Below are 19,155 nucleotides of genomic sequence, written 5' to 3'. Positions count from 1 at the left end.
TGGACGGACAGTTCCGGCTCGGTCGCGGGGCAGGGCAGCGCGGAGGGCCGAGTGGCCCGGCCAGCCGTGGCCGGCCCCTGTTCGGCCCGTCCTCGACGGGCCGAACAGGGGCCGGGGGGTGTGCGGGGTGCGGCTCAGCAGCCGCCGCAGTTGTAGTACGTGACGTCCCAGTGGTTGCCCTCTTCGGCGTAGACGTTGCCGGAGCCGGAACGCCACTGCGGGGCACCGTCGCCGCGTACCCCGATGTAGGCGAAGTTGTTCTTGATGTAGTTCCCGAGGCAGGTGGACTTGCTGTAGTCGAGCTTGTAGCCGTTCCAGTGCGAGTACGTCCCGGAGGCGTGGCCCGTCTCGGTGCCGCCAGTGATGTTCAGTGCGCAACCGCTGGCCCGCTTGAGGGTCTGGGCGCCCTGGGCGGTGGCGAGGTTGAGCTGTTCGAACGACGTGCAGGTCGAGATGTTGCGGTTCGAGCAGTTGCCGGAGGACGACCAGGTGATGCCCACCTCGCGGAACATCGAGGTCGCGGTGGCGTGGCTGATCTTCGTGGCGGCGGACGCCTCGCCCGCCGTGCCGATGACGGCGGCGCCGGGGGCGACGACCAGGGCGAGAGCGATCAGGACCGAGCGGATCCTCGGAAACTTCAGAGCCTTCACGGCCTTCATGTACGAACCCTTCCTGCTGGGGCCGGGCTTCCTTGGGGGATGGCTGTGCAGGTGGTGCACACAGATCATGGCGGATGTCTACGCGCGTCCGCCAGAGGTGGGACGGTATCCGTCCGCAGGCACGCGGAGAAGGCGCGGTGCCCTGCCGTGAGAGGTGCTCCCGGCGCCGTCGGTCCTCGCCGCGACGCTGCGCGAGTCCGGGCCGGCCGAGGCGGCCCGGATGGTTCACGCGCCTCGGCCCACCGGCCGACGGCAGTTCCAGGAGGTTCACCCACTCGCCCGCGAAGCCCGGGCAGGGGATGTCCGACCGAACGCACGGCCGCATCCGACCTGCCGCCCGGAGCCGCCCGGAGCCGCCCGGAGCCGTCCGGCTCCGGGCGGCGCCTCATGAGCGGGGCTCCCCGTCCGCTCGAGCTCCGATGCGGTCGAACGAGGGGACTTCGGGGTCCGGCCCGACGTGGTCGACCGATGACGGCCGGTTCGATCTTCTCGCGGGGGCCGTCAGTACACCCCGACCTGCCTTTCACACCTCCGGTTCGCTGTTTCGCCGAATTGTCGGTTTCGGCCGTCCGATCTGGGTACTGACGGGGTTCATGACGCACACTCTGCTCACCGGCCCGTGGGTGCTCGTCGGATACGCGGCCGAACGGGTGTCGGAGGGTGATCTGGCGGCGGCGCGGGCGCAGATGGGTTTCTCCCTCGCCTGGCACATCATCGTGGCCTGTCTGGGTGTCGGGCTCCCGGCGCTGACGCTGCTCGCCGAGTGGTACGGCATCCGCACCGGCAGCCCGGCGTACCGTTTGCTGGCCCGCCGGTGGGCGCGTGCCATGGGGGTGCTGTTCGCCGTGGGTGCCGTGTCCGGCACGATCCTCAGCTTCGAAATGGGACTGCTGTGGCCCGGCTTGATGGGAAGGTTCGGTCAGGTGATCGGGCTGCCCTTCGCGCTGGAGGGCATCGCCTTCTTCATCGAGGCGATCTTCCTGGGCATCTACCTGTACGCGTGGGACCGGATGCCGCCCCGCCGCCATCTGCTGATCGGCCTCCCCATCGTGATCGCGGGCACCGCGTCGGCCTTCTTCGTCGTGTGCGCGAACGCCTGGATGAACCAGCCGCGCGGCTTCACCCTGCGCGAGGGCGAGGTGGTCGACGTCGATCCGTGGGCGGCGATGCTCAACCCTGCCAGCCCGCCGCAGACCGTGCACATGATCCTGGCCGCCTTCATGGTCGCGTCGTTCCTGACCGCCGCCGTGTACGCCGTGGCCATGCTGCGCGGACGCCGCGACACCTACCACCGGGCGGGATTCTTCATCCCGTTCACGCTGGGCGCGATCGTGACTCCGTTCCAGATCGTCGTGGGCGACTGGGCAGCACGCTTCCTGGCCGACTACCAGCCGGCCAAGCTCGCGGCCATCGAAGGCGTCTACCGCACCGGTTCGCACGTACCGCTGACGATCGGCGGCATCGCGGGCGACAACGGGCTGAAGTACGGCTTGGAGATCCCCAACGGGCTGTCGCTGCTGATCGGTTACCACCCCGACACCGTCGTCGAGGGCCTCGATCGTGTGCCGCCCGCCCAGCATCCGCCGGTCACCGGCGTGCACTGGGCGTTCGACCTGATGGTCGCCGTCGGTTTCTTCCTGCTCGCCCTCGGCGTGTGGTTGCTGTGGGCGTGGTGGCGCCGTCGCCGCACCGGCGGCGAGCTGTCCACCCCTCGCCTCTTCCTGACACTGGCCGCGATCGGCGGCCCGGCCGCGGTGGTGGCCCTCGAGTGCGGCTGGACCGTCACGGAGCTGGGCCGTCAGCCTTGGATCGTGTGGGGTCTGATGAGCGTGCGCGACGCCGTCAACCCCGCACCCGGCCTGATGATCGGATTGTGGCTGGTGCTTGTGGTGTACGCCGCCATGACCGTCGCGACCGTCTACGTCCTGCGACGCCTCGCCCGGGGCACCCCGGTGCCGCGGGCACCGCAGGAGGAGGACGTCACCGGGTATCCCGTCGTGTGATCCTCCCGCAGCCCGTTGTACGACCCCTTGGAGGTGACCGTGCTCGCGGACGCGGCGCTCACCGTGATGTGGGTGGGCCTGACCTGCTACGCCCTGTTCGGAGGGGCCGACTTCGGCGCCGGAGTCTGGGACCTGCTGGCCGGCGGCGCCGAGCGCGGCCGGGCCCGGCGCGAACTCATCGAGCACAGCATCGGGCCGATCTGGGAGGCCAACCACGTGTGGCTGATCTTCGTGGTCGTGATGCTGTGGTCGGCCTTCTCGCCGGTGTTCGCCGCGGTGATGTCCACCCTGTACATCCCGCTCACCCTCGCCGCGTTGGGCATCATCGCCCGGGGCGCCGCCTTCGCCTTCCGCAAGGCGAGCACCGAACTGTGGCAGCAGCGGCTGTTCGGCGCGTGCTTCGCGCTGTCGTCGCTGCTGACGCCGTTCTTCCTCGGCACGGTGGCGGGCGGTGTCGCCTCCGGCCGCGTTCCGCCGGGGCTCGCCGAAGGCGACGTGGTCACCGGCTGGCTCAATCCGACGTCGCTGCTGGGCGGGCTGCTGGCCGTGGTGACCTGTGCGCACCTGGCGGCGGTGTACCTGTGCGCCGACGCGCACCGCGAGGGACGGCCGGAGCTCGCCGCGGCCTTCACCCGCGACGCGGTGATCAGCGGCCTGGTGGCGGGCGCCGTGGCCCTTGCGGGCATCGCGGTGCTGAACGCGGACGCCCCCGAGCTGTTCCACGGCCTGACCCACCGCGCACTGCCACTGGTGATCATCAGTGCGGTGGCCGGACTGACCGGCCTCGCTCTGCTGACCCGGAAGCGCTTCGTGGCCGCCCGCGCAGCCGCGGCCCTGGCGGTCGCCGCCATCCTGTGGGCGTGGGGCGCAGCCCAGTACCCGGCCCTGCTGGTGGGCAGCACGACGGTGACCGAGGCCGCGGCGAGCGCCTCCGTGCTGTCGGCGATCCTCGTGGTGCTGGGCGTGGGAGCGGTGGTGCTCGTCCCGTCGCTGTGGCTGCTGTACGCCACCTTCCAGCGGGGAGCCGTCGACCAGCACTCCTCGAGGTGAACCGAAGCGCCCACGCCGGTCACCCCGGTCGGCCGGGGGCCCGGACGCAGTCGGGCATCGCGCAGGCGACCGGGGCGCAGGCCGCGTCGTTCGCCGCGGCCGTCGTCGCGGAGATCCCCCGGACCGCTCCGTTGCCCGGTACGGCTCAGGGAGTCCCACGGCGGTCTCCGCCGCGGTTCAGGCGCGCCCTGATCAGTGCGGCGTCGTGATCGAGGGCGGCACGGGACCGCTCCTGCCACCTGACCTCCAGGCGGAACCGGTCGTCCGTGGTGCGGGGGAAGACGTGCACGTGGAGGTGGAAGACCGTCTGATCGGCGGCCTCGCCGTCGGCGAGGAAGACGTTCACCCCCTCGCACGGCAGTCCCGAGCGCCGCAGAGCTCGCGCCAGCAGGTGGACGACGCGGAACAGATGGGCCATCAGGGCCTCGTCGATGTCCTCCAGACCTGCCGCGTGCACCTTGGGGATGACGAGGAGGTCGCCAGGCGCGGCCGGGTGGATGTCCATGAAGGACAGGACCAGTTCGTCCTCGTACACGCGGCTGGCCGGCACCCGGCCGGAGACGATGCCGCAGAAGGCACAGGCCGGATCCCCGGCGAACAGCTCCATGGACACAGCATGCGACAGCGGTCCCGGAGCCGCTCCCGACCGGGCTGCCCCGCGCGCGGGAGTGCCGCGTCCTCCCTCGGCATCCGTCCGACAGGTGTCCGTCTCCAACGGGTACGGGTACGCGTCCTGACCTGCAGCGACCACTTTCCGAGCCCCCATACGACCGGGCGGCGGCGCTCGGGGGAGGGGCCCTTCCGGGAGCCGGGAGCCGGGAGCCGGGCGTCGGTGCCGGACCGGCGGCGTGGCCGACGTGGGCGCGCGGACCGGACGTCGGCGCTCTGGCAGAGGTGGCGGGAAGGGACGGCCGACCGGATCCGGCCGGCGGAACCCGTGGCGGACCCGGGCGGTCCGGCGACACGGCACCGTGTTCTCGTGCCGTGGCGCCGGCGCCCGTGCGTCCTTGGTCGTCCGGTCGCGCGGCACGGCAGCGGACGCCTTGAGCGGATTGCGGACCGGCGCGGTGACGCTGTCGGCAGGGGCGTCGAAGGAGCGCCCCGGGCACCGCGGAGGCCGTCGCCCCACCCGGAGGAGCCGCGGGTCGGACCCGGAGCCGTATGTCCGGGCGGGACAGGCCGCTCATCACCGCGACCGGCCGGCCGGCCGACCGGAGCGGACGGTCGACGCGTCCCGTCCTCAAAAGCTCAGCATGACATGAAGGGAGCGGCAGACCGGGCCCGGTCCCACATGCCGTGCAACTGCTCGACCGGGCGCTGCTGCTCACCGTGCAGGGCGTTGAGCACCACCAGGCCTCCGGTCAGGGCCGGCACCGCCCACTGCACGTAGGCCAGCTGCCGCTGGGCCTTGTTGATGTCGATGGGGTGCTTTTCCGCCTGCTCCGCGACCTGCGGGTCGGGGGAGGAGGCCATTTCGATCTTCTTGCCCAGGACACGGGCGTAGGCAGTGGCTGCCAGGGCCGCGGCGGTGACGGCGGTCTTGACCGTGGTGGAGGCGCCCACACCCTTCTGGGTGGCGACCCGGTGGGCGTTCGCGGCGAGCAGCCCGCCGCCGCCGAACAGGTGCGCACCGATGGCGGCGGCGTTGACCGGCGTCCACTTCGCCCATCCCGACGACGAGATCCGTGCCCTGACCTGTTCCGTTCCGCCTTCCTCCTCGGCTGCTCCGTTGAGACCGACCGCGCCCATCAGCGACCCGCCGAACCAGGCTGCCAGGCCCAGATCGTGCAGGCTGCGGATGAAGGTGTTGCGTTGGGACATGGCAGTGCTCCTTACAGCAAGGGAACGGGAGGAGCCGGCGGAAACGCCGAGCCTTGCTCCACCCTCGCGGGGTCTTGGCCCCACCGCCATCACGGTTGACCCGGACGGGTGTAATCCGCAGGGAGAAATCCCCGAGCAGACCGACTGGGAAGTGGCGGTTGCCGGCCGCAGTGCAACGGCGCCGTCTACCGCTCCACGCCGGTGACTGGGCAGGGATCTCCAGGGGGTTCGGCTGCTCCGGTCCGGTGTCCCGTCCTTTGGCCGTGCGTCGGAGCTGGGGACCTCCGCACCCGCGGCCCCATGGCGTTGAGCAAGCACTCCTCAGCGGTCGAACACGTTCCGGCACGATCACGCGGTGGGTGATACGGGGATGCCGGCCACAGGGGGACCTGGAGGGCCCCCTCGAGCAGATCGCACCGCCGGCTGTGGTCGGCGGGGGGGGGGGGAAGCGGTTGCCGCCGCGATGCGGCAGGGCCCGCCGTGGGCGCTCCGCTCAGCGCCGCCGTGGTGACTGGTCCGGCGGGGGCGTACCGCCGGCGGAGCGGACGGACGGAGACAGCCGCAGGTCAGCCGGTGAGCTTCTGGTGGACCTCGTTGACGGTGGCGGCCAGGTCGCTCAGGTCAGGGCGGACGGCGTGCGCGATCGAGGGGTCGTCGCTCGCGTGGAGACGGTTGATCCACACGCGGGCGATGTCGAGTTCGCCGGCCGGAACCATGTCGTGGAAGTAACTCTGCGCCACGTGCACCCAGCGGTCACGGGTGACGCCGAGGGACTTCTCGAAGTACTCGAAGTGGTGGTGGGCCGGCTTGTAGGCGCCGGAGTCCTCGGCGGTGACGACCGCGTCGAACTGTACCCGCAGGCGGCGCTGGGTCTCGCCGATGATGACGCGGTCGCAGTTGGTCAGCAGGGCGAGGTTCCAGCCGGACTCCCGCAGCTCGCGCAGGGCCTGCCGCGTCTCGGGGAAGACCGGCCAGAACGGGATGCCGGCCGTCAGGACACGGGTGTCGTCCTCCAGCAGATCGATCTCCGCCTCGATGGCCGTGCGCTTCAGGGCCTCCGTCAGGACGTCGCTGTAGCGCATGGAGGGGTGCTCGCGCTGCACCTGCGGCTCGTGGCGGTTGTAGACGTCCAGCAGCTCCCAGCCCTTACCGGGCGCGACCAGTTCGATGCCGGTGGCGATGCCGTGGCGCCAGTCCACGAGGGTCCCGAAACAGTCGAAGGTGACCCAACGCTTCTCGCTCATCGCTCTTTCTCCGGGTCTCGGAAGGAGCCGGGACAGCGTCCTCGGCATGACCACAGGCCACCGGCACCGCCAACGGTCATTGTCCACGATTCCCGCCCCGGGCGCGCGGTGCGGGACAGCCGCGCACCGCGCGCCGGGAGCACCGCCGATCGGCGAGGGGATCCGTTCAGTCGACCGCCAGGACCGCCGTGTTGTTCGTGGTGTCCGGGTCGAACCCGAACTCGCCGAACTCGGGATGGATGCTCACGGCACCGGTCGTGCCGGGCACCACGGTGTCGATACGCCCGACGGAGACAGGTCCCATGATTTCCTCCAGGGGAGTGGGCGGATGAGTGGTGCACCGAAGTCCTCGGTGCACCGGTTGGATGATCAAAAGAGGGCGAAGGGGCCCTGCCGGCTTGTCGGTTGAGGTGCCGTCAGTGCCGGCGGCCGGCCACAGGTACTTCCGCTCACCGATGATCCCCACCGTTCACCAGGTACCGCGCTCGACAGGCTCAGGGGCCGGGAGCACGCTGGTGTACGGGGGACGGACCAAGCCCTCGGAATCAGGGAAGGGGGTCGGACGATGTCGAAGCGCACGCGCAAGAGGAAGTGGCGTCAGCACCGCGCCAATCATGGGCACCGCCCCGCGTGACATGCCCTGGCGTCCACAGCGCAGCTCTCCGGCGGCATGGCCGAACGTCCCGGATCGGGCACTTCCGGGCAGGCGGACTCGCGCACCGCCGGGGAGTCGCGTGCCCGTTGTCGCGTGCGGTGCGCCGGTGCTGGGGCGGGTGCGCCGTCTCGGCGGCGGCGCGGGTCGGCCGCCGAGCGTGGCCCTGGCTCGGTGTCGGCACGCGAGGGCCCTGACAGAGCCGCGGGAGGTCGGCTGATCGCGGCGCCCGGTTCCGGCACATCAACGCCACGGTCCAGCGGTTCCTGCCTCCAGGGCTGCCGGTGGTGAGCGCGGATGCGGAGAAGAAGGCGCCGATCGTCGCCCGGACGGGCCGCACCTGCCGCCCCACGGGGCGCCGATCACGGCCCCGGACCGTACGTCGTCCACCCCGGCGCCCCAGCGCAAGCACTGCAGCAACCCGATCGAACGCGACCGGATGTGCCCTTTCAGTCTCGTGCTTCGACCTCGCGCCAGAAGGCGTCGACGCGGGCGTTGAACACCTTCGGCACTTCCTGGAAGGGCTGATGTGCCTCTCCGGGCAGCACCTCGAACTCGGCCCCCGGAATCCTGTCGGCGACCACCCGACCGAGGCGCGGTGGGGCGGCGATGTCGAGTTCGCCGGCCAGAACGAGCGTCGGCGCGGTGATCTCTGCCAGCCGGTCGAGCGTGTCGTGGTCGGCGAACGAGGCGATCTGGCGCTGGAAGGCGTCGACGGACTGCGGGTGGGGAAAGGCCAGTGTGTCCTCGATGATCCGGTCGACCGTGCCGTCGGCGTGCGCACGCGGTGTGTAGACCCACAGGAAGAACGCCTCGAGCATGGCGCGCTCGCTCGGGGCGCGCTCGGCCATCCAGTGCCAGAAGCGTGCCATGGCGCGGAAGTAGGCGTCGGGTCGAGCGCACGTGCTCATGAGGACGAGACTGCGGACGAGGCCGGGGTGCCGCAACGCCAGCTCTTGTGCGACAAAACTTCCTCCCGAGAAACCGGCGACATGGGCGGTCGGGATCTCGAGCGCCCGTAGCAGTGCGGCCGCGTCGTCGGCCATGTGGGGCACCGAGAGAGGCCCTTCGGGCAGCGGCGTGCGTCCGACGCCGCGGTTGTCGAAGGCGGTGAGCCGGTAGCGGTCCGCAAGCCCGTCGAACTGGGACTGCCATGCCTCAGCGGGATCACCGAGCCCTGCGATGAGCAGGACGTCGGGCCCCCTGCCCCGACGCTCGAACCAGATGTCGACGCCACCGGCGTTGATCATTTCGCCCATCTTCAGCCTCCTGGTCGGCTGATTCCGTCATAGACCTGTGCACACCTGCTGCGGTGCCGGGGCGACGGACTCGTCCGGGAAAAGGACATGGACGACGGTGTGCCCGCAGCACCGGGAGGCGGGTTCCGTTGCCACCGTCCCACAGGCCGCAGAGGCCTGCACCGCGCTGTCGGCGGCGGACGACAGGCCGTGGTGCAGCGTGACCGCGCCGAGGACCGCGCGCAAGATCTCCCCGACGACGGCCCGGCGGGCGTCGGAGCGCAGTCCGGCGGTGATCGCGCCCGGCAGCGGGGCCCGGCCCGCGCTCACGGCTCGCTCCGTCCGTGTCCGTGACGCCGACCGGAGCGCTCGACCCGCCCCGTGGTGTCCGGCACCCGCTGGATGCCGGTGCCGACGGCGGCGCAACGCGTCGGCGTACTGCTGCCCGGGTTTCACCCACCAGCACCGCACCGTCGCCGCCGGTGTCGCGGAACGCGTCGTGACTTTCGCGCGGTCCCTGTGCCCCCGTGGTGGTCGCCTCCTGCGTCCTGCGCCCCGACCGGAGACCCAGCCGTAGCGCCCACCCGGGCGACGAGCCGGGAACGGGCGGAGAACACCCCTGCGAGCCGGCCGGCCGCCGTCAGGCGGAGGCGGAACCGTCGGCCTCTCCCGCCGCCCTGAACTCCACGGCGACGACGCCGTCGACACGCCGGCACAGTTCCTCCAGCACGGAGACGGACACGTCCTGCGGGAGCCGACCGCTGAGGACGACGTGGCCGTGGGCCACCTCCACCTGCATCGACGACGGAGCCAGGCCGAGGGTCCGGACCAGCGCCTCCTCGATGATCTCGGTCCGGATCGCCCGGTCCTTGCGCAGGAAGACCCGCAACAGGTCACTCCGGCTGACCAGTCCGATCAGCCGCCCTCCCTCGTCGACCACCAGGAGCCGCTTGATGCCGTGCCGGGCCATCGCACGGGCGGCGTCGACGACGCTCCAGTCCTCCCGCGCGCAGACGGCGGGTGATGTCATCAGCCCGGCCGCGTCGATGGCGGACGCCTTGGCCCCGGCGGGCCGGGGCCCCTCCCCGTGTCCCACGGCCTCGTCCGGATCCCCGCCCCACATCTTCTGCAGGAGGTCCGCCTCCGACACCACCCCCACGGGCCGGTCCTCCGCGTCCACGACGGGCACCGCGGTGATGTCGTAGTCCTGCAGCAGGTGGGCGATCTCCTTGAACGGCGTGCCCCGCTGGACGCGGACCACGGCGTCGCTCATCAGGTCGCCCACCTTCTGGTGCTTCATCGTGCGTTTCCTCTCCGTTGCCGGTCTGCGTCGGCCGGCATCCGCCTTCTCTCCAGGGGAAACGTCCGGCGGGCGGCAGGGGTGCCCGCACCGTCCGCCGGTGCGCGCCGGTCCCACAGCCTTCCGGCCCCGACCAGCGTGCCGAACGGCGGCCCGAGCACACCCCGCGGCGCGCCCTCACACCCACGTGTGCCACGGCTTCCGATCGCCCTCACGTCGGGGAGATCGCTCCGGTGCGGACTCCCGGGGGAAACGGGCGTCACCCGATCGGAGGCTCCGGGGAGCACCCGGCGGTGCCGGGCGAACCCTTGACGGACATCGCCCGGGCCCGCAGCCAGTACCCGGGCGCCCGGCCCTGTTTCCGCGGCATCGAGCAACTGCGGTGCCGGATGGGCGCACAGCTTGGCGAGACTTCCGGCACGGGCGGCACCCGGGCCCGCCCGCATCAGTCGTCCGCTCTCGTCGAAGCCCACGCGGTCGGCTGGCTCGCCGTGCGCCTGGCACACGGCGCGAAAACGCGGTGCTCCGCTACCTGGGGCGGTTCCGCGCCGTCATGGCCCGGTGGGTCCGGGCGGGACCGGACCCCCAGGCCGTGCGGCGCCCGGGACGGTGCCGCCACGGCGGACCGGCGCCGTCAAGGACAGTGAACCCGGCCCGAAGAAGACCAGCAGCAGGAAGCCCCAGCAGAACAACGCCGGTGACAGGCCGCCGTTCTGCAGCGGGAAGAGACCGTCCTTCTGGTGCTCGGTGAAGTAGGCGAAGGCCATGATTCCCGAGCTGAGGAACGCCGCGCTGCGCGTCGCCACGCCGAGGAGGACGAGGACACCGGCGACCAACTCGATCACCCCGGCGTACCAGAACGGCCAGTCGCCCACAGGGCTGGCCTTCCGACCCAGTAGCCCGAAGACGGTGGCGGCGCCCTCGCTGGTGAACAGCAGGCCCAGGACGATACGGAACAGGCCCAGGACCAGAGGCTGGTGCCTCGTCAGTCGGTCGCTCAGGCGCGTGGTGCTCATCGGTGCGGTCTCCTCGGATCGGTGAGTGCCTTCCCGCACTTGGTACGTGCTTGCGCCGTGGTCGGCTCAGCGGAAGTCCCTGCCCGCAGCGGGAAGTTCACCGACGGGGAAAGGCCGGCGACGGCTTCGGCGCTGATGCCGGGAGGGGACGTGGGGACTGCCTCCGGGAGCCGTCCACGAGATCGCCGGACTCGTGCTCGTGATCGAGACCTGGCTGACCCACGACGGCGCGGCCGTCCCCGTGTCGTCCGAGGTGGGACCGGAGACCCTTCGGACGAGGATCGACACAGGGCAGATCGAGACACGGCCGGTCGGCCGGTCCGTCCGGACGCTCATCGGCCTCCGTGACGAATGCCGAGCGTGCGGTGGGCATGCCGCTTGGCGGAGAGGGGGACCCCGGCGAGCACGCCGCGGACCCGGGAATCCCCGGAGCGAGCGAGGGGCTCATCCCCCCCCACGGCAGGGAGATGAGGACCCGAACGACGTCATCGTGCCGAGCGACGAGGCATTCGCAATCGTGGAGCACATGGTCGGCACGGGACCGTGACCCGCGGGCACGCCGGGTGAGCGATCGCTGAAACAGCGCGCCGTCGCGGGTCCGTCCGGGGAAGACCGCTGGGGACACCCGGTCACAGCCAGCCGGACCGCTGTGCCTGCAGGGCCATCTGGAAACGGTTCGCCGCGCCGAGACGGGCCATCAGGACCTGGAGGCGGCGGAACAACGTACGGCGGCTGATGCCCAGTTCGCGGGCGATGATGTCGTCCGTCGCGCCGCCGGCGAGGAGGCGCAGCAGACGACGGTCGGCGGGTGGAAGCCCGGCGGAGCGAGTGGTGCGGCCGTGGAGGGGAAGGGCGTTCTGCCATGCCTGCTCGAACAGGGCCGTGAGCGCGGATAGCAGGCCGCAGGGCTGCACCACCAGCATGGTGTTGTGCACGTCCGCTTCCTTGATCGACAACGACACCAGCGCGTACGCCTCATCGATGATCAAGAGCTTGACCGGCACCGACGGCAGCACCCTTGCCTGCTCGCCCGCCTCGATGCAGGGCTCGATGACGTCCTTCAGGTGGCCGGGATGCTCCAGGGACTCCCGTGAGTAGACGACGCGCTGCGTCACCCCGCGGGCCAGCGTCGCCAGAGCGTCGTCGGTGGCGCCGACCAGAGGGACGTACGGCGGGGACTCGAACTGCCGGATCTGCTCGCGGGCGCTGGCCCACGCGTGGCGCATCCGCGGACCGACGGCTTCACCGGTGACGACCTCGACGACGTTGTCGTTGTACGCGGCGAGCCGCTCGCGCCGGAACGACTCGAACGCACCTTTGACGGCGATGCGTGATTCCTCAAGCTCGGCCGCCCGGTGCCGGGCGAGGATCTCCAGGCCCGCGGCGGGCGGCACCGGGGCCACCACGTCCCCGTCCCCGGCCGCGGCGCTGGCCAGTCCGGCGTCGGCCAGTTCGCCGTAGGCCGCGGCGAGCTCGGCCCCGCCCAGCCCGGCCGCCGCGCCGATCGCGCCGAGCGGAGCGGGGGCCAGCTCCAGCAGGGTCAGGTAGACCCGGCACGCCTTGTGATCGAGCCCCAGCATCCGGAGGGCCTCGCCGAGTTTCGAGTGCGCCATGGGGCACATTATCGACGTTTCCCGCCAGACCCTGTGGCCGATCTGTGCCACTGGCACTCTGCGGCCCCGGCGCCCGCCGTGCGGCGGTACCGTCCGGAAGCAGCCGCGCACCGGCGGTGCCGAAGAACCTCATGGAAGCCCATCGAATCCCAACGGAAGAAGGTGCACGACGTGGCGAACCGTCGGAAGAACGGCCTCTACCCGGAGATCTCCGCGGAGCTGTCCGCTCTGATGCGGACGGGCTGGGCGGACACCGAACGGCACGATCTCCAGCTCGCCGAGCAGGCCCCGCACGCGGCCCGCCGCCGCGCCGCGCTCTCCGCGCGGTTCCCCGGCGAACGCCTCGTGGTCCCCTCGGGGAACCTCAAGGTCCGCTCGAACGACGACACCTACCCCTTCCGTCCGTACACGGGCTACGTGCACATGACCGGTGACCAGGCCCGGGACGGCGCACTCGTCCTCGAACCCCGCGCGGACGGCGGCCACGACGCCTACTGCTATCAGCTGCCGCGGGACAGCAGGGAGGACGACGAGTTCTGGACGGGCGCCCACGCCGAGCTGTGGACGGGCCGGCGCCGCTCACTCGCCGAGTCGGAGCGCGTACTGGGCCTGCCGTGCCGCGACGTCCGCACCGCGGCTGCCGACCTGGCCGCCGCCTCCGGCCCGCCGACCCGGATCGTCCGTGGGATCGACCCCTCCCTCGAGGCCGCCGTCACCACCCACCCGGAGCGGGACGCCGAACTCGAAGAAGCGCTCAGCGATCTCCGCCTCGTCAAGGACTCCTGGGAGCTCGGGGAACTGCGCAAGGCGGTGGACTCCACCGTGCGCGGCTTCACCGACGTCGTCAGGGAACTCTCCGGGGCGATCGCGTCGTCGGAGCGGTGGATCGAGGGCACCTTCTTCCGCCGGGCACGCCTCGAGGGCAACGCGGTGGGCTACGGCTCGATCTGCGCCGCCGGTGAGCACGCCACGATCATGCACTGGACGGACAACGACGGCCCGGTGCGCCCGGGGGACCTGCTGCTGCTCGACGCCGGCGTGGAGACGCACTCCCTCTACACCGCCGACGTCACCCGCACGCTGCCGATCAGCGGCACCTTCACGCCCCTGCAGCGCGAGATCTACGAGGCGGTGTACGAGGCCCAGGAGGCCGGCATGGCGGCGGTCAAGCCGGGCGCCCCGTACCGGGACTTCCACGAGGCGGCCCAGCGACACCTGACGGCGCGGCTGGTCGAGTGGGGCTTCATCGAGGGCCCCGTCGACCGCGCGTACGAACTCGGCCTGCAGCGCCGCTTCACCATGGCCGGCACCGGTCACATGCTGGGTCTGGACGTCCACGACTGTGCGCAGGCCCGCACGGAGGACTACGTCGACGGTGTGCTGGAGCCGGGCATGTGCCTGACCGTCGAACCGGGCCTGTACTTCCAGGCGGACGACCTGACGGTGCCCGAGGAGTGGCGCGGCATCGGCGTCCGGATCGAGGACGACCTGGTCGTCACCGAGAACGGCCACGAGAACCTGTCGGCGGGCCTGCCACGCGCCGCGGACGAGGTCGAGGCATGGATGGCGCGCTTCGCGGGCTGAGGGCCGTGAGGACGGCAGCTTCTCCGGGCCCTCCGGGTCGATCCGCCGGACGGCGACGGTCGAATGCGATCCGGAGGGCGTTGTCGCGCAGGCCAGCCGACAACCCCGTGTCCTGAGCGCTCTCCCTGCTCCGGGTGTCGACTCGACGGCCGGCCTTGAATGGCGAGTGGTCGGTTCGTAGCCGGGGTGAGGCGGCCGTCGAAGGCGTGGAGGGCGAGCCGGTCTTCGGGAGCGAGGGCGTCCAGGTTCTCGTGCAGCAAGCTGAAGCAGACGCCGCGCTCACGCAGTTCGCCGACGATGCTGAAGCCCGCCACGCCCAGGCCGCGGCCACTTCCTTGACGGGTCGGAGCTACGCGTAGACACGGGCGGGCGCCTGCCCGCTCCTGAATGGGTCGGACCGCCGGCGACTGCCCGAGGTCCGGTTCGCGAAGGCAGCCGGAACCCCGCTCGCACCGTCAGCGTTCCGTGCCCGTCTTCTCGGCTTGCTCCTGCTGCGCCTTGTTCTCGGCCTTTTCCGTCTTCTTCGCCTGGCCGGGCGGTCGGTGCGGGGCCTCGGTCGCCGTGCCGCCCGGCGTTGCCGCCGCGGACGTGTCCGTGCCGCTCGGTGTGGCTCGTGCCGTTTTGGTCGCAGAGCCGGGTGTGGCTGTGTCGACGGCGGATGTGTGACCCGGCCCGTGGGGAGTAGGGCCGACGCTCTGTCCGGGCACGTCGCCGGGGAGTGCGCCGACAGAGGGGATGTGGTCAGAGGACGGTGTCGTCGCAGGAGCCCTGGCCGCCTTCTCCCGCCCTGCGCCGCCAGGAGAATCCGGCTTTCCGGCGAGGCCCCCCGTGCCCCTGGCCGCGCTTCGGTCATCGACCTTCTGTCCTGCGCTGTCAGAAGGATCCGGCTTTCCGGTGGGGGCGCTCGTGGCCTTGGCCGCGCTTCGGTCATCGCTCGGTGGGGCGGAGGCGTCGGTGACGGCGAAGGCGGTTGCCATGACAGCGGCGACCGCAACGGTCGCGCCGGCCACAAGGGTGCGCCCACGCGCGGGCATGGTGCGGGGAGCAGTCTGATCCTCGTCGGACAGCGGATTCATGTGCGTGCGGTCGACCGTGCGCGACGGCCCGTGGCTGGCGACGAGGCTCGTGGCGTGCGCCGACGGACCGGCTTCAAGATGTGCTGTCTCGGCCAACGCCGCCAGTGTGCGGGCGCAATCGCGGGCCGTTGGGCGGTTCTGCTCGTCCAGGGCTGTCATGTCCCGCAGCAGGGCGGCCAGTTGCTCCGGCAGGAACTGGGGCAGGACGGGTTGGCGGTGCAGTCGTGCGATTGCGGCTTCAAGGGGGCCACCGTCGTACTCGAGCCTGCCCGTGAGGCATTCGAGGAGCACCAGGCCGAGGGCGTACACGTCGGCGGGCCGTCCGACGGGCTGGCCGAGGACCTGCTCGGGGGAGAGGTAGGCGGCGGTGCCGATGAGCGTACCGGTGGCGGTGCGGGTGGTGGCGTCCAGCAGTCGGGAGATGCCGAAGTCGGTCAGGTAGGGGCGGTGGGAGGCGTCCAGGAGGATGTTGGACGGTTTGACGTCTCGATGGACGATCCCCGCTTCGTGTGCGTGAGCCAGTGCGTGGGCCAGGTCGACGCCGAGCGCGGCAGTCGCTTTGGGGGACAGCGGGCCTTCGGCGATGCGGTTCTTCAGGGTGTCGCCTTCGACCAGTTGCATGACCAGGAAGACACGTCCGTTGTGCTGCCCGGCGTCATAGGCGGTGACGAGTCCGGGGTGGTGCAACCGGGCCAGGATCACTGCTTCGCTGTGCGAGTTCTCCTCGATGTCGATGCCGGTACCGGGCCGAAAGACCTTGACCGCCACCGGTCGCCTCAATCGCAGATCGAAACCTCGGTAGACGTCCGCGGCGCCGCCCGAACCGAGGAGATCGTCCAGACGGTACCGGCCGCTCAGTACCTCGGCCGAACACCGGGACGCCATGGCCCGAGCCGATTCACGAAGCCTCATTCCCTCTCCCACTGCGTTGAGGTGCGAATGCTCCTGGCGAGCCGTGGTCGACGCGCCATCGGACGCAGGTACCCACGAAGAGGTGCCGTACCCCCGGTACAGCACCGCGACGACACATCGCGAGGCGAAACCGGCGCCGCCGGGCCCCGCCGGTGTGCCGGCTTCCCGAACACGACGATGTCCTCGCACCCGGGACGACCGGGCGCCGGCCCGCCCACCAAGGCGAGGCCGACCGCAGCCGGAGCAGGACGCAGCCGATCCGTTCGCCGACTGTGACGGCAAGTCAGGTCCGGTATCCGCTCGACGCAGGTACGTCGCTCGCACTCGGCGGTCCGACAGGCGGGCCGGCGGAGTCCACCGACGGCTGCGGGCCGGAAGCCGCGTGAGGGAACCCCCGTCCCGAGGCCGCACGCGGCGCCCCGCGCCGGGAATGAGAGCCGTGGGTCAGGACGGGGGCTGGAGGACCGTGTCGATGATGTAGATGGTGGCGTTCGCGGCCTTGATGTTGCCGCAGACGATGTTCGCCTCGTCGTTGACCTTGAAGTCGGTGCCCGAGCCCGACGTGGTCAGCTTGCTGCCCTCCACCGTCGTGAAGGAACCCTTGGGGAGTTCGTTCGGGGTGATCTGCTGGTCCACGACGTGGTAGGTCAGCACCTTCTTCAACTGCTCCTGATTGCCGAGCAGCGAGTCGAGCTGCGACACGGTCACCTTCTGGAAGGCCTGGTTGTTGGGGGCGAAGATGGTGACGTCGGGTTTCCCGTCGAGGGTCCCGATCAGGTTCGCCCTGGCCGCGGCTGCGACCAGCTGACTGAGTTGTGGGTATGCGGCCGCGGCCTCTACGACCTTGTCCTTGGACGTGTCGGCCTTCTGGGAGATCGCCGAACAGCCGGGGCCGAACGTCCCCGACGGGCTGGGAGACGCATCCTGTGCGTGGCTCTGCGCCGCCAGGCCTCCAAGCGCGAGCGGGAGGGCGACCACAGCTGCCGCGGTGGCTTTTGCTGTACGCGTGCGGGTGAACCTCATCGCAACCTTCCTCCCGTGGAGGCGTGAACACTGCAGAGGTCTGGACTGCGGAAGCCTGCGTTTCCGCTGGGCGGGGTGGGGGCGGCTGCTGCGCCCGGCCTCGGGCCATCATCACCCGGCTACTCAGCGAGCGTAGCGACAGGTGCCGGTGACCGCACCTCGAAGCCGGGACGCGGTGAACGCCCCGCCCTGCTGGACCTCGGCCTACCGGGTTCGCCGTATCGACGCCTTCAGACGCTGCAACCGGCGTCTGGAGACCGCCCGTACGAGACGATCTGAACGTCCTGATCGATCCGGGTATTGACGGTTTCGGGGTGTTGTCGAGTTGTCCGTGAACAGGGTGCCTGATGGGGCATCAGGTCGAGGGGGTCTGCTCATTTCGCGGCGGTCGTGACGCCGGTGAGGACGCCGGCGCAGGCGGTGAGGTCGACGAACGCACCGGCACAGATGGCGTGGGTAGCCGCTTCGGTCACGGTGAGGCACGATCGAGTCGTGGTGGAACGTGTGATGAGTGCCGCTGTTCTGTACCGCCATGGGGGCATGGAAGCGCTTGGGCTGCGGACCGACTGGCCGCTGCCCGCACCCGGCCCGGGGCAGGTTCTGGTCCGGGTGGCCGCGGCAGCGATGAACAACACGGATGTGTGGACGCGCGAAGGGGCGTACGGGCTGCCCGGGCGTCCGGAGGCGAAGGCGGGATGGCGTGGGCCACTGGAATTCCCGCTGATCCAGGGCGGCGACATCGCGGGTACCGTCAGTGAAGTCGGTGCCGGCGTACCGGCGAAGTGGGTGGGCTGCCGGGTGCTGGTCGATCCCGCCTTCTACGCCGACGGCCGGGAGGACGCCCCGCCCGTCGGTTTGCTGGGCAGCGAGAGGGACGGCGGCTTCGCCGATTACGTCGTGGTGGACGCCGACCGCCTGCACGACATGAGCGCCTCCCCGCTCTCCGATCAGGAGCTTGCCGCCCTTCCGGTCGCCTACGGCACGGCGATGGGCATGCTGGAGCGGGCGGAGATCCGCAGCGGCGAGACGGTGCTCGTCACCGGGGCTTCCGGCGGGGTGGGCCTGGCCCTGGTGCAGCTCGCGACAGCTCGCGGGACGCGGGTGGTGGCGCTGACCAGTGGGTCTAAGGCCGCCGCGCTGGAGGAGGCCGGCGCCTCGGCGACGCTGCCCAGAGACGCGGACCCCGCCGACCTGGAACGCCGGCTGGCCGCGGTGGCGCCCGGGGGTCTGGACGCCGTCGCGGACGTGGCGGGAGGACCGTGGCTCGAGCGGCTCCTGCCCGCTCTTCGGGAGAATGGGCGCTGGGTCGTCGCCGGCGCCGTCGCGGGCCCTGTCGTCACCTTCGACCTGCGGCGCCTCTATCTGCGCAATCTCCGCCTCATCGGCTCCTCGATGCACACCCGTACCCATTTCGCGGCCTTGGCCGACCTGGCCCGCACCGGGGGCGTGCGTCCCCGCATCGCGGCCAGTTTCTCCCTGAGTGACATCCACGCCGCTCAGAAGGCGTTTCGGGACGGTACGCATGTAGGAAAGATCACGATCATTCCGTGACGAGCCGGTTCCGCCGAACACCTTCGTGGGCGGGGGTGTCGGCCTCCTGGTCACCGGCCCGCTGCCGGCCTCCGCCCCGCGGGCGTATGACCTCGGTCGGCGGGACCACCCGCCGAAACAGCGTCCACGGCTCGTCCGGACCAACCGCTCCACCAGATCCGTCGTGCACGGCGCAACAGCAGGCGGTCCGGAGGCCGCACAGTGCCCCACGCCCAGCCCTGAGTTCGGCGTCCGGACGGCAGCGCCCGCCTCGAGCGTGGGGGGCGCTTGCCGGTCCACCGCCTCCGCTCGTCCGGATGGCCACCCCGCCACCCGATCAGGGGGCCTTCCGGGGTCACGAGATGCCCTGCCCGCCCGGCGTGGCCATCATGGTCATCCAGGCTCCGGCCCGGTCGGCAGGGAAGGGTGATGAC

At 71.2% G+C, this 19,155-nt stretch carries 16 protein-coding genes; 4 read left to right on the top strand and 12 right to left on the bottom strand.

What is annotated here, in order from left to right; genetic code table 11:
• Nucleotides 1-134 precede the first annotated feature (134 nt).
• On the bottom strand, nt 135-659 hold the full coding sequence (locus CP969_RS03590) for a hypothetical protein (protein ID WP_016827865.1): 525 nt from the start codon (nt 657-659) through the stop codon (nt 135-137).
• Nucleotides 660-1,252: 593 nt separating this feature from the next.
• Between CP969_RS03590 and CP969_RS03580 the strand changes: the two genes are divergently transcribed.
• Nucleotides 1,253-2,662 (top strand): cytochrome ubiquinol oxidase subunit I, encoded by a 1,410-nt coding sequence (locus CP969_RS03580; RefSeq protein ID WP_016827866.1) that lies wholly within the window; start codon nt 1,253-1,255, stop codon nt 2,660-2,662.
• A 39-nt stretch (nt 2,663-2,701) separates the two neighbouring features.
• Nucleotides 2,702-3,712: a cytochrome d ubiquinol oxidase subunit II gene (locus CP969_RS03575; protein WP_026085462.1), complete on the top strand. Its 1,011-nt coding sequence runs from the start codon at nt 2,702-2,704 to the stop codon at nt 3,710-3,712.
• Nucleotides 3,713-3,857: 145 nt separating this feature from the next.
• Here the strand turns inward: CP969_RS03575 and CP969_RS03570 are convergent, their stop codons facing one another.
• From CP969_RS03570 to CP969_RS03525, 9 genes are all read right to left on the bottom strand, one after another.
• The gene (locus CP969_RS03570) at nt 3,858-4,319 is read right to left on the bottom strand and encodes an HIT family protein (RefSeq protein ID WP_016827868.1); all 462 of its coding nucleotides are present in this window, start codon (nt 4,317-4,319) and stop codon (nt 3,858-3,860) included.
• Between the two features lie 641 nt (nt 4,320-4,960).
• The gene (locus CP969_RS03565) at nt 4,961-5,533 is read right to left on the bottom strand and encodes a hypothetical protein (protein ID WP_004992742.1); all 573 of its coding nucleotides are present in this window, start codon (nt 5,531-5,533) and stop codon (nt 4,961-4,963) included.
• 566 nt (nt 5,534-6,099) lie between these two features.
• Nucleotides 6,100-6,777 carry an HAD-IA family hydrolase gene (locus tag CP969_RS03560; RefSeq protein WP_016827869.1) on the bottom strand — a complete coding sequence of 226 codons (678 nt, stop codon included), beginning with the start codon at nt 6,775-6,777 and terminating at the stop codon, nt 6,100-6,102.
• A 166-nt stretch (nt 6,778-6,943) separates the two neighbouring features.
• Nucleotides 6,944-7,081 (bottom strand): hypothetical protein, encoded by a 138-nt coding sequence (locus tag CP969_RS33135; RefSeq protein WP_016827870.1) that lies wholly within the window; start codon nt 7,079-7,081, stop codon nt 6,944-6,946.
• Between the two features lie 797 nt (nt 7,082-7,878).
• Complete coding sequence (locus CP969_RS03550; RefSeq protein WP_016827871.1) at nt 7,879-8,688, bottom strand: alpha/beta fold hydrolase; 810 nt, start codon at nt 8,686-8,688, stop codon at nt 7,879-7,881.
• Nucleotides 8,689-8,715: 27 nt separating this feature from the next.
• On the bottom strand, nt 8,716-8,997 hold the full coding sequence (locus CP969_RS03545; protein WP_016827872.1) for a hypothetical protein: 282 nt from the start codon (nt 8,995-8,997) through the stop codon (nt 8,716-8,718).
• Between the two features lie 310 nt (nt 8,998-9,307).
• Nucleotides 9,308-9,967 (bottom strand): CBS domain-containing protein, encoded by a 660-nt coding sequence (locus tag CP969_RS03540; protein WP_004992752.1) that lies wholly within the window; start codon nt 9,965-9,967, stop codon nt 9,308-9,310.
• Nucleotides 9,968-10,518: 551 nt separating this feature from the next.
• Nucleotides 10,519-10,983 carry a DoxX family protein gene (locus tag CP969_RS03535; RefSeq protein ID WP_016827873.1) on the bottom strand — a complete coding sequence of 155 codons (465 nt, stop codon included), beginning with the start codon at nt 10,981-10,983 and terminating at the stop codon, nt 10,519-10,521.
• Between the two features lie 629 nt (nt 10,984-11,612).
• Nucleotides 11,613-12,596: a helix-turn-helix domain-containing protein gene (locus tag CP969_RS03525; RefSeq protein WP_016827874.1), complete on the bottom strand. Its 984-nt coding sequence runs from the start codon at nt 12,594-12,596 to the stop codon at nt 11,613-11,615.
• A 171-nt stretch (nt 12,597-12,767) separates the two neighbouring features.
• On the opposite strand from CP969_RS03525, the gene CP969_RS03520 reads away from it, so the two are divergent.
• Nucleotides 12,768-14,180 (top strand): aminopeptidase P family protein, encoded by a 1,413-nt coding sequence (locus tag CP969_RS03520; RefSeq protein ID WP_004992774.1) that lies wholly within the window; start codon nt 12,768-12,770, stop codon nt 14,178-14,180.
• A gap of 455 nt (nt 14,181-14,635) precedes the next feature.
• Here CP969_RS03520 and CP969_RS03515 read toward each other — a convergent pair whose 3' ends face one another.
• Both CP969_RS03515 and CP969_RS03510 read right to left on the bottom strand, forming a co-directional pair.
• Nucleotides 14,636-16,141, bottom strand: a complete 1,506-nt coding sequence (locus CP969_RS03515) for a serine/threonine-protein kinase (protein WP_016827877.1) — start codon at nt 16,139-16,141, stop codon at nt 14,636-14,638.
• A gap of 471 nt (nt 16,142-16,612) precedes the next feature.
• A complete protein-coding gene (locus CP969_RS03510) occupies nt 16,613-17,191 on the bottom strand; it encodes a fasciclin domain-containing protein (protein ID WP_026085463.1) in 579 nt (192 codons plus the stop codon).
• Nucleotides 17,192-17,638: 447 nt separating this feature from the next.
• Here CP969_RS03510 and CP969_RS03505 point away from each other — a divergent pair, with 447 nt between their 5' ends.
• Entirely contained in the window at nt 17,639-18,742 is a 1,104-nt protein-coding gene (locus CP969_RS03505) for a zinc-binding dehydrogenase (RefSeq protein ID WP_106431091.1), read from the top strand.
• The last annotated feature ends 413 nt before the right edge of the window (nt 18,743-19,155 follow it).

Origin of the sequence: Streptomyces viridosporus T7A, from assembly GCF_008704515.1 — a bacterium.
Taxonomy (GTDB): domain Bacteria; phylum Actinomycetota; class Actinomycetes; order Streptomycetales; family Streptomycetaceae; genus Streptomyces; species Streptomyces viridosporus.
Note: the sequence above shows the minus strand (reverse complement) of the source record. Positions and strands in the feature narration are given on the sequence as shown.

Excerpts from the sequence above, each read along its gene's own strand:
- CP969_RS03590 (WP_016827865.1), bottom strand. The coding sequence starts at position 659 with ATGAAGGCCGTGAAGGCTCTGAAGTTTCCGAGGATCCGCTCGGTCCTG.
- CP969_RS03580 (WP_016827866.1), top strand. The coding sequence starts at position 1,253 with ATGACGCACACTCTGCTCACCGGCCCGTGGGTGCTCGTCGGATACGCG.
- CP969_RS03570 (WP_016827868.1), bottom strand. The coding sequence starts at position 4,319 with ATGGAGCTGTTCGCCGGGGATCCGGCCTGTGCCTTCTGCGGCATCGTC.
- CP969_RS03565 (WP_004992742.1), bottom strand. The coding sequence starts at position 5,533 with ATGTCCCAACGCAACACCTTCATCCGCAGCCTGCACGATCTGGGCCTG.
- CP969_RS03560 (WP_016827869.1), bottom strand. The coding sequence starts at position 6,777 with ATGAGCGAGAAGCGTTGGGTCACCTTCGACTGTTTCGGGACCCTCGTG.
- CP969_RS33135 (WP_016827870.1), bottom strand. The coding sequence starts at position 7,081 with ATGGGACCTGTCTCCGTCGGGCGTATCGACACCGTGGTGCCCGGCACG.
- CP969_RS03550 (WP_016827871.1), bottom strand. The coding sequence starts at position 8,688 with ATGGGCGAAATGATCAACGCCGGTGGCGTCGACATCTGGTTCGAGCGT.
- CP969_RS03540 (WP_004992752.1), bottom strand. The coding sequence starts at position 9,967 with ATGAAGCACCAGAAGGTGGGCGACCTGATGAGCGACGCCGTGGTCCGC.
- CP969_RS03535 (WP_016827873.1), bottom strand. The coding sequence starts at position 10,983 with ATGAGCACCACGCGCCTGAGCGACCGACTGACGAGGCACCAGCCTCTG.
- CP969_RS03525 (WP_016827874.1), bottom strand. The coding sequence starts at position 12,596 with ATGGCGCACTCGAAACTCGGCGAGGCCCTCCGGATGCTGGGGCTCGAT.
- CP969_RS03515 (WP_016827877.1), bottom strand. The coding sequence starts at position 16,141 with ATGGCGTCCCGGTGTTCGGCCGAGGTACTGAGCGGCCGGTACCGTCTG.
- CP969_RS03510 (WP_026085463.1), bottom strand. The coding sequence starts at position 17,191 with ATGAGGTTCACCCGCACGCGTACAGCAAAAGCCACCGCGGCAGCTGTG.
- CP969_RS03505 (WP_106431091.1), top strand. The coding sequence starts at position 17,639 with ATGGCGTGGGTAGCCGCTTCGGTCACGGTGAGGCACGATCGAGTCGTG.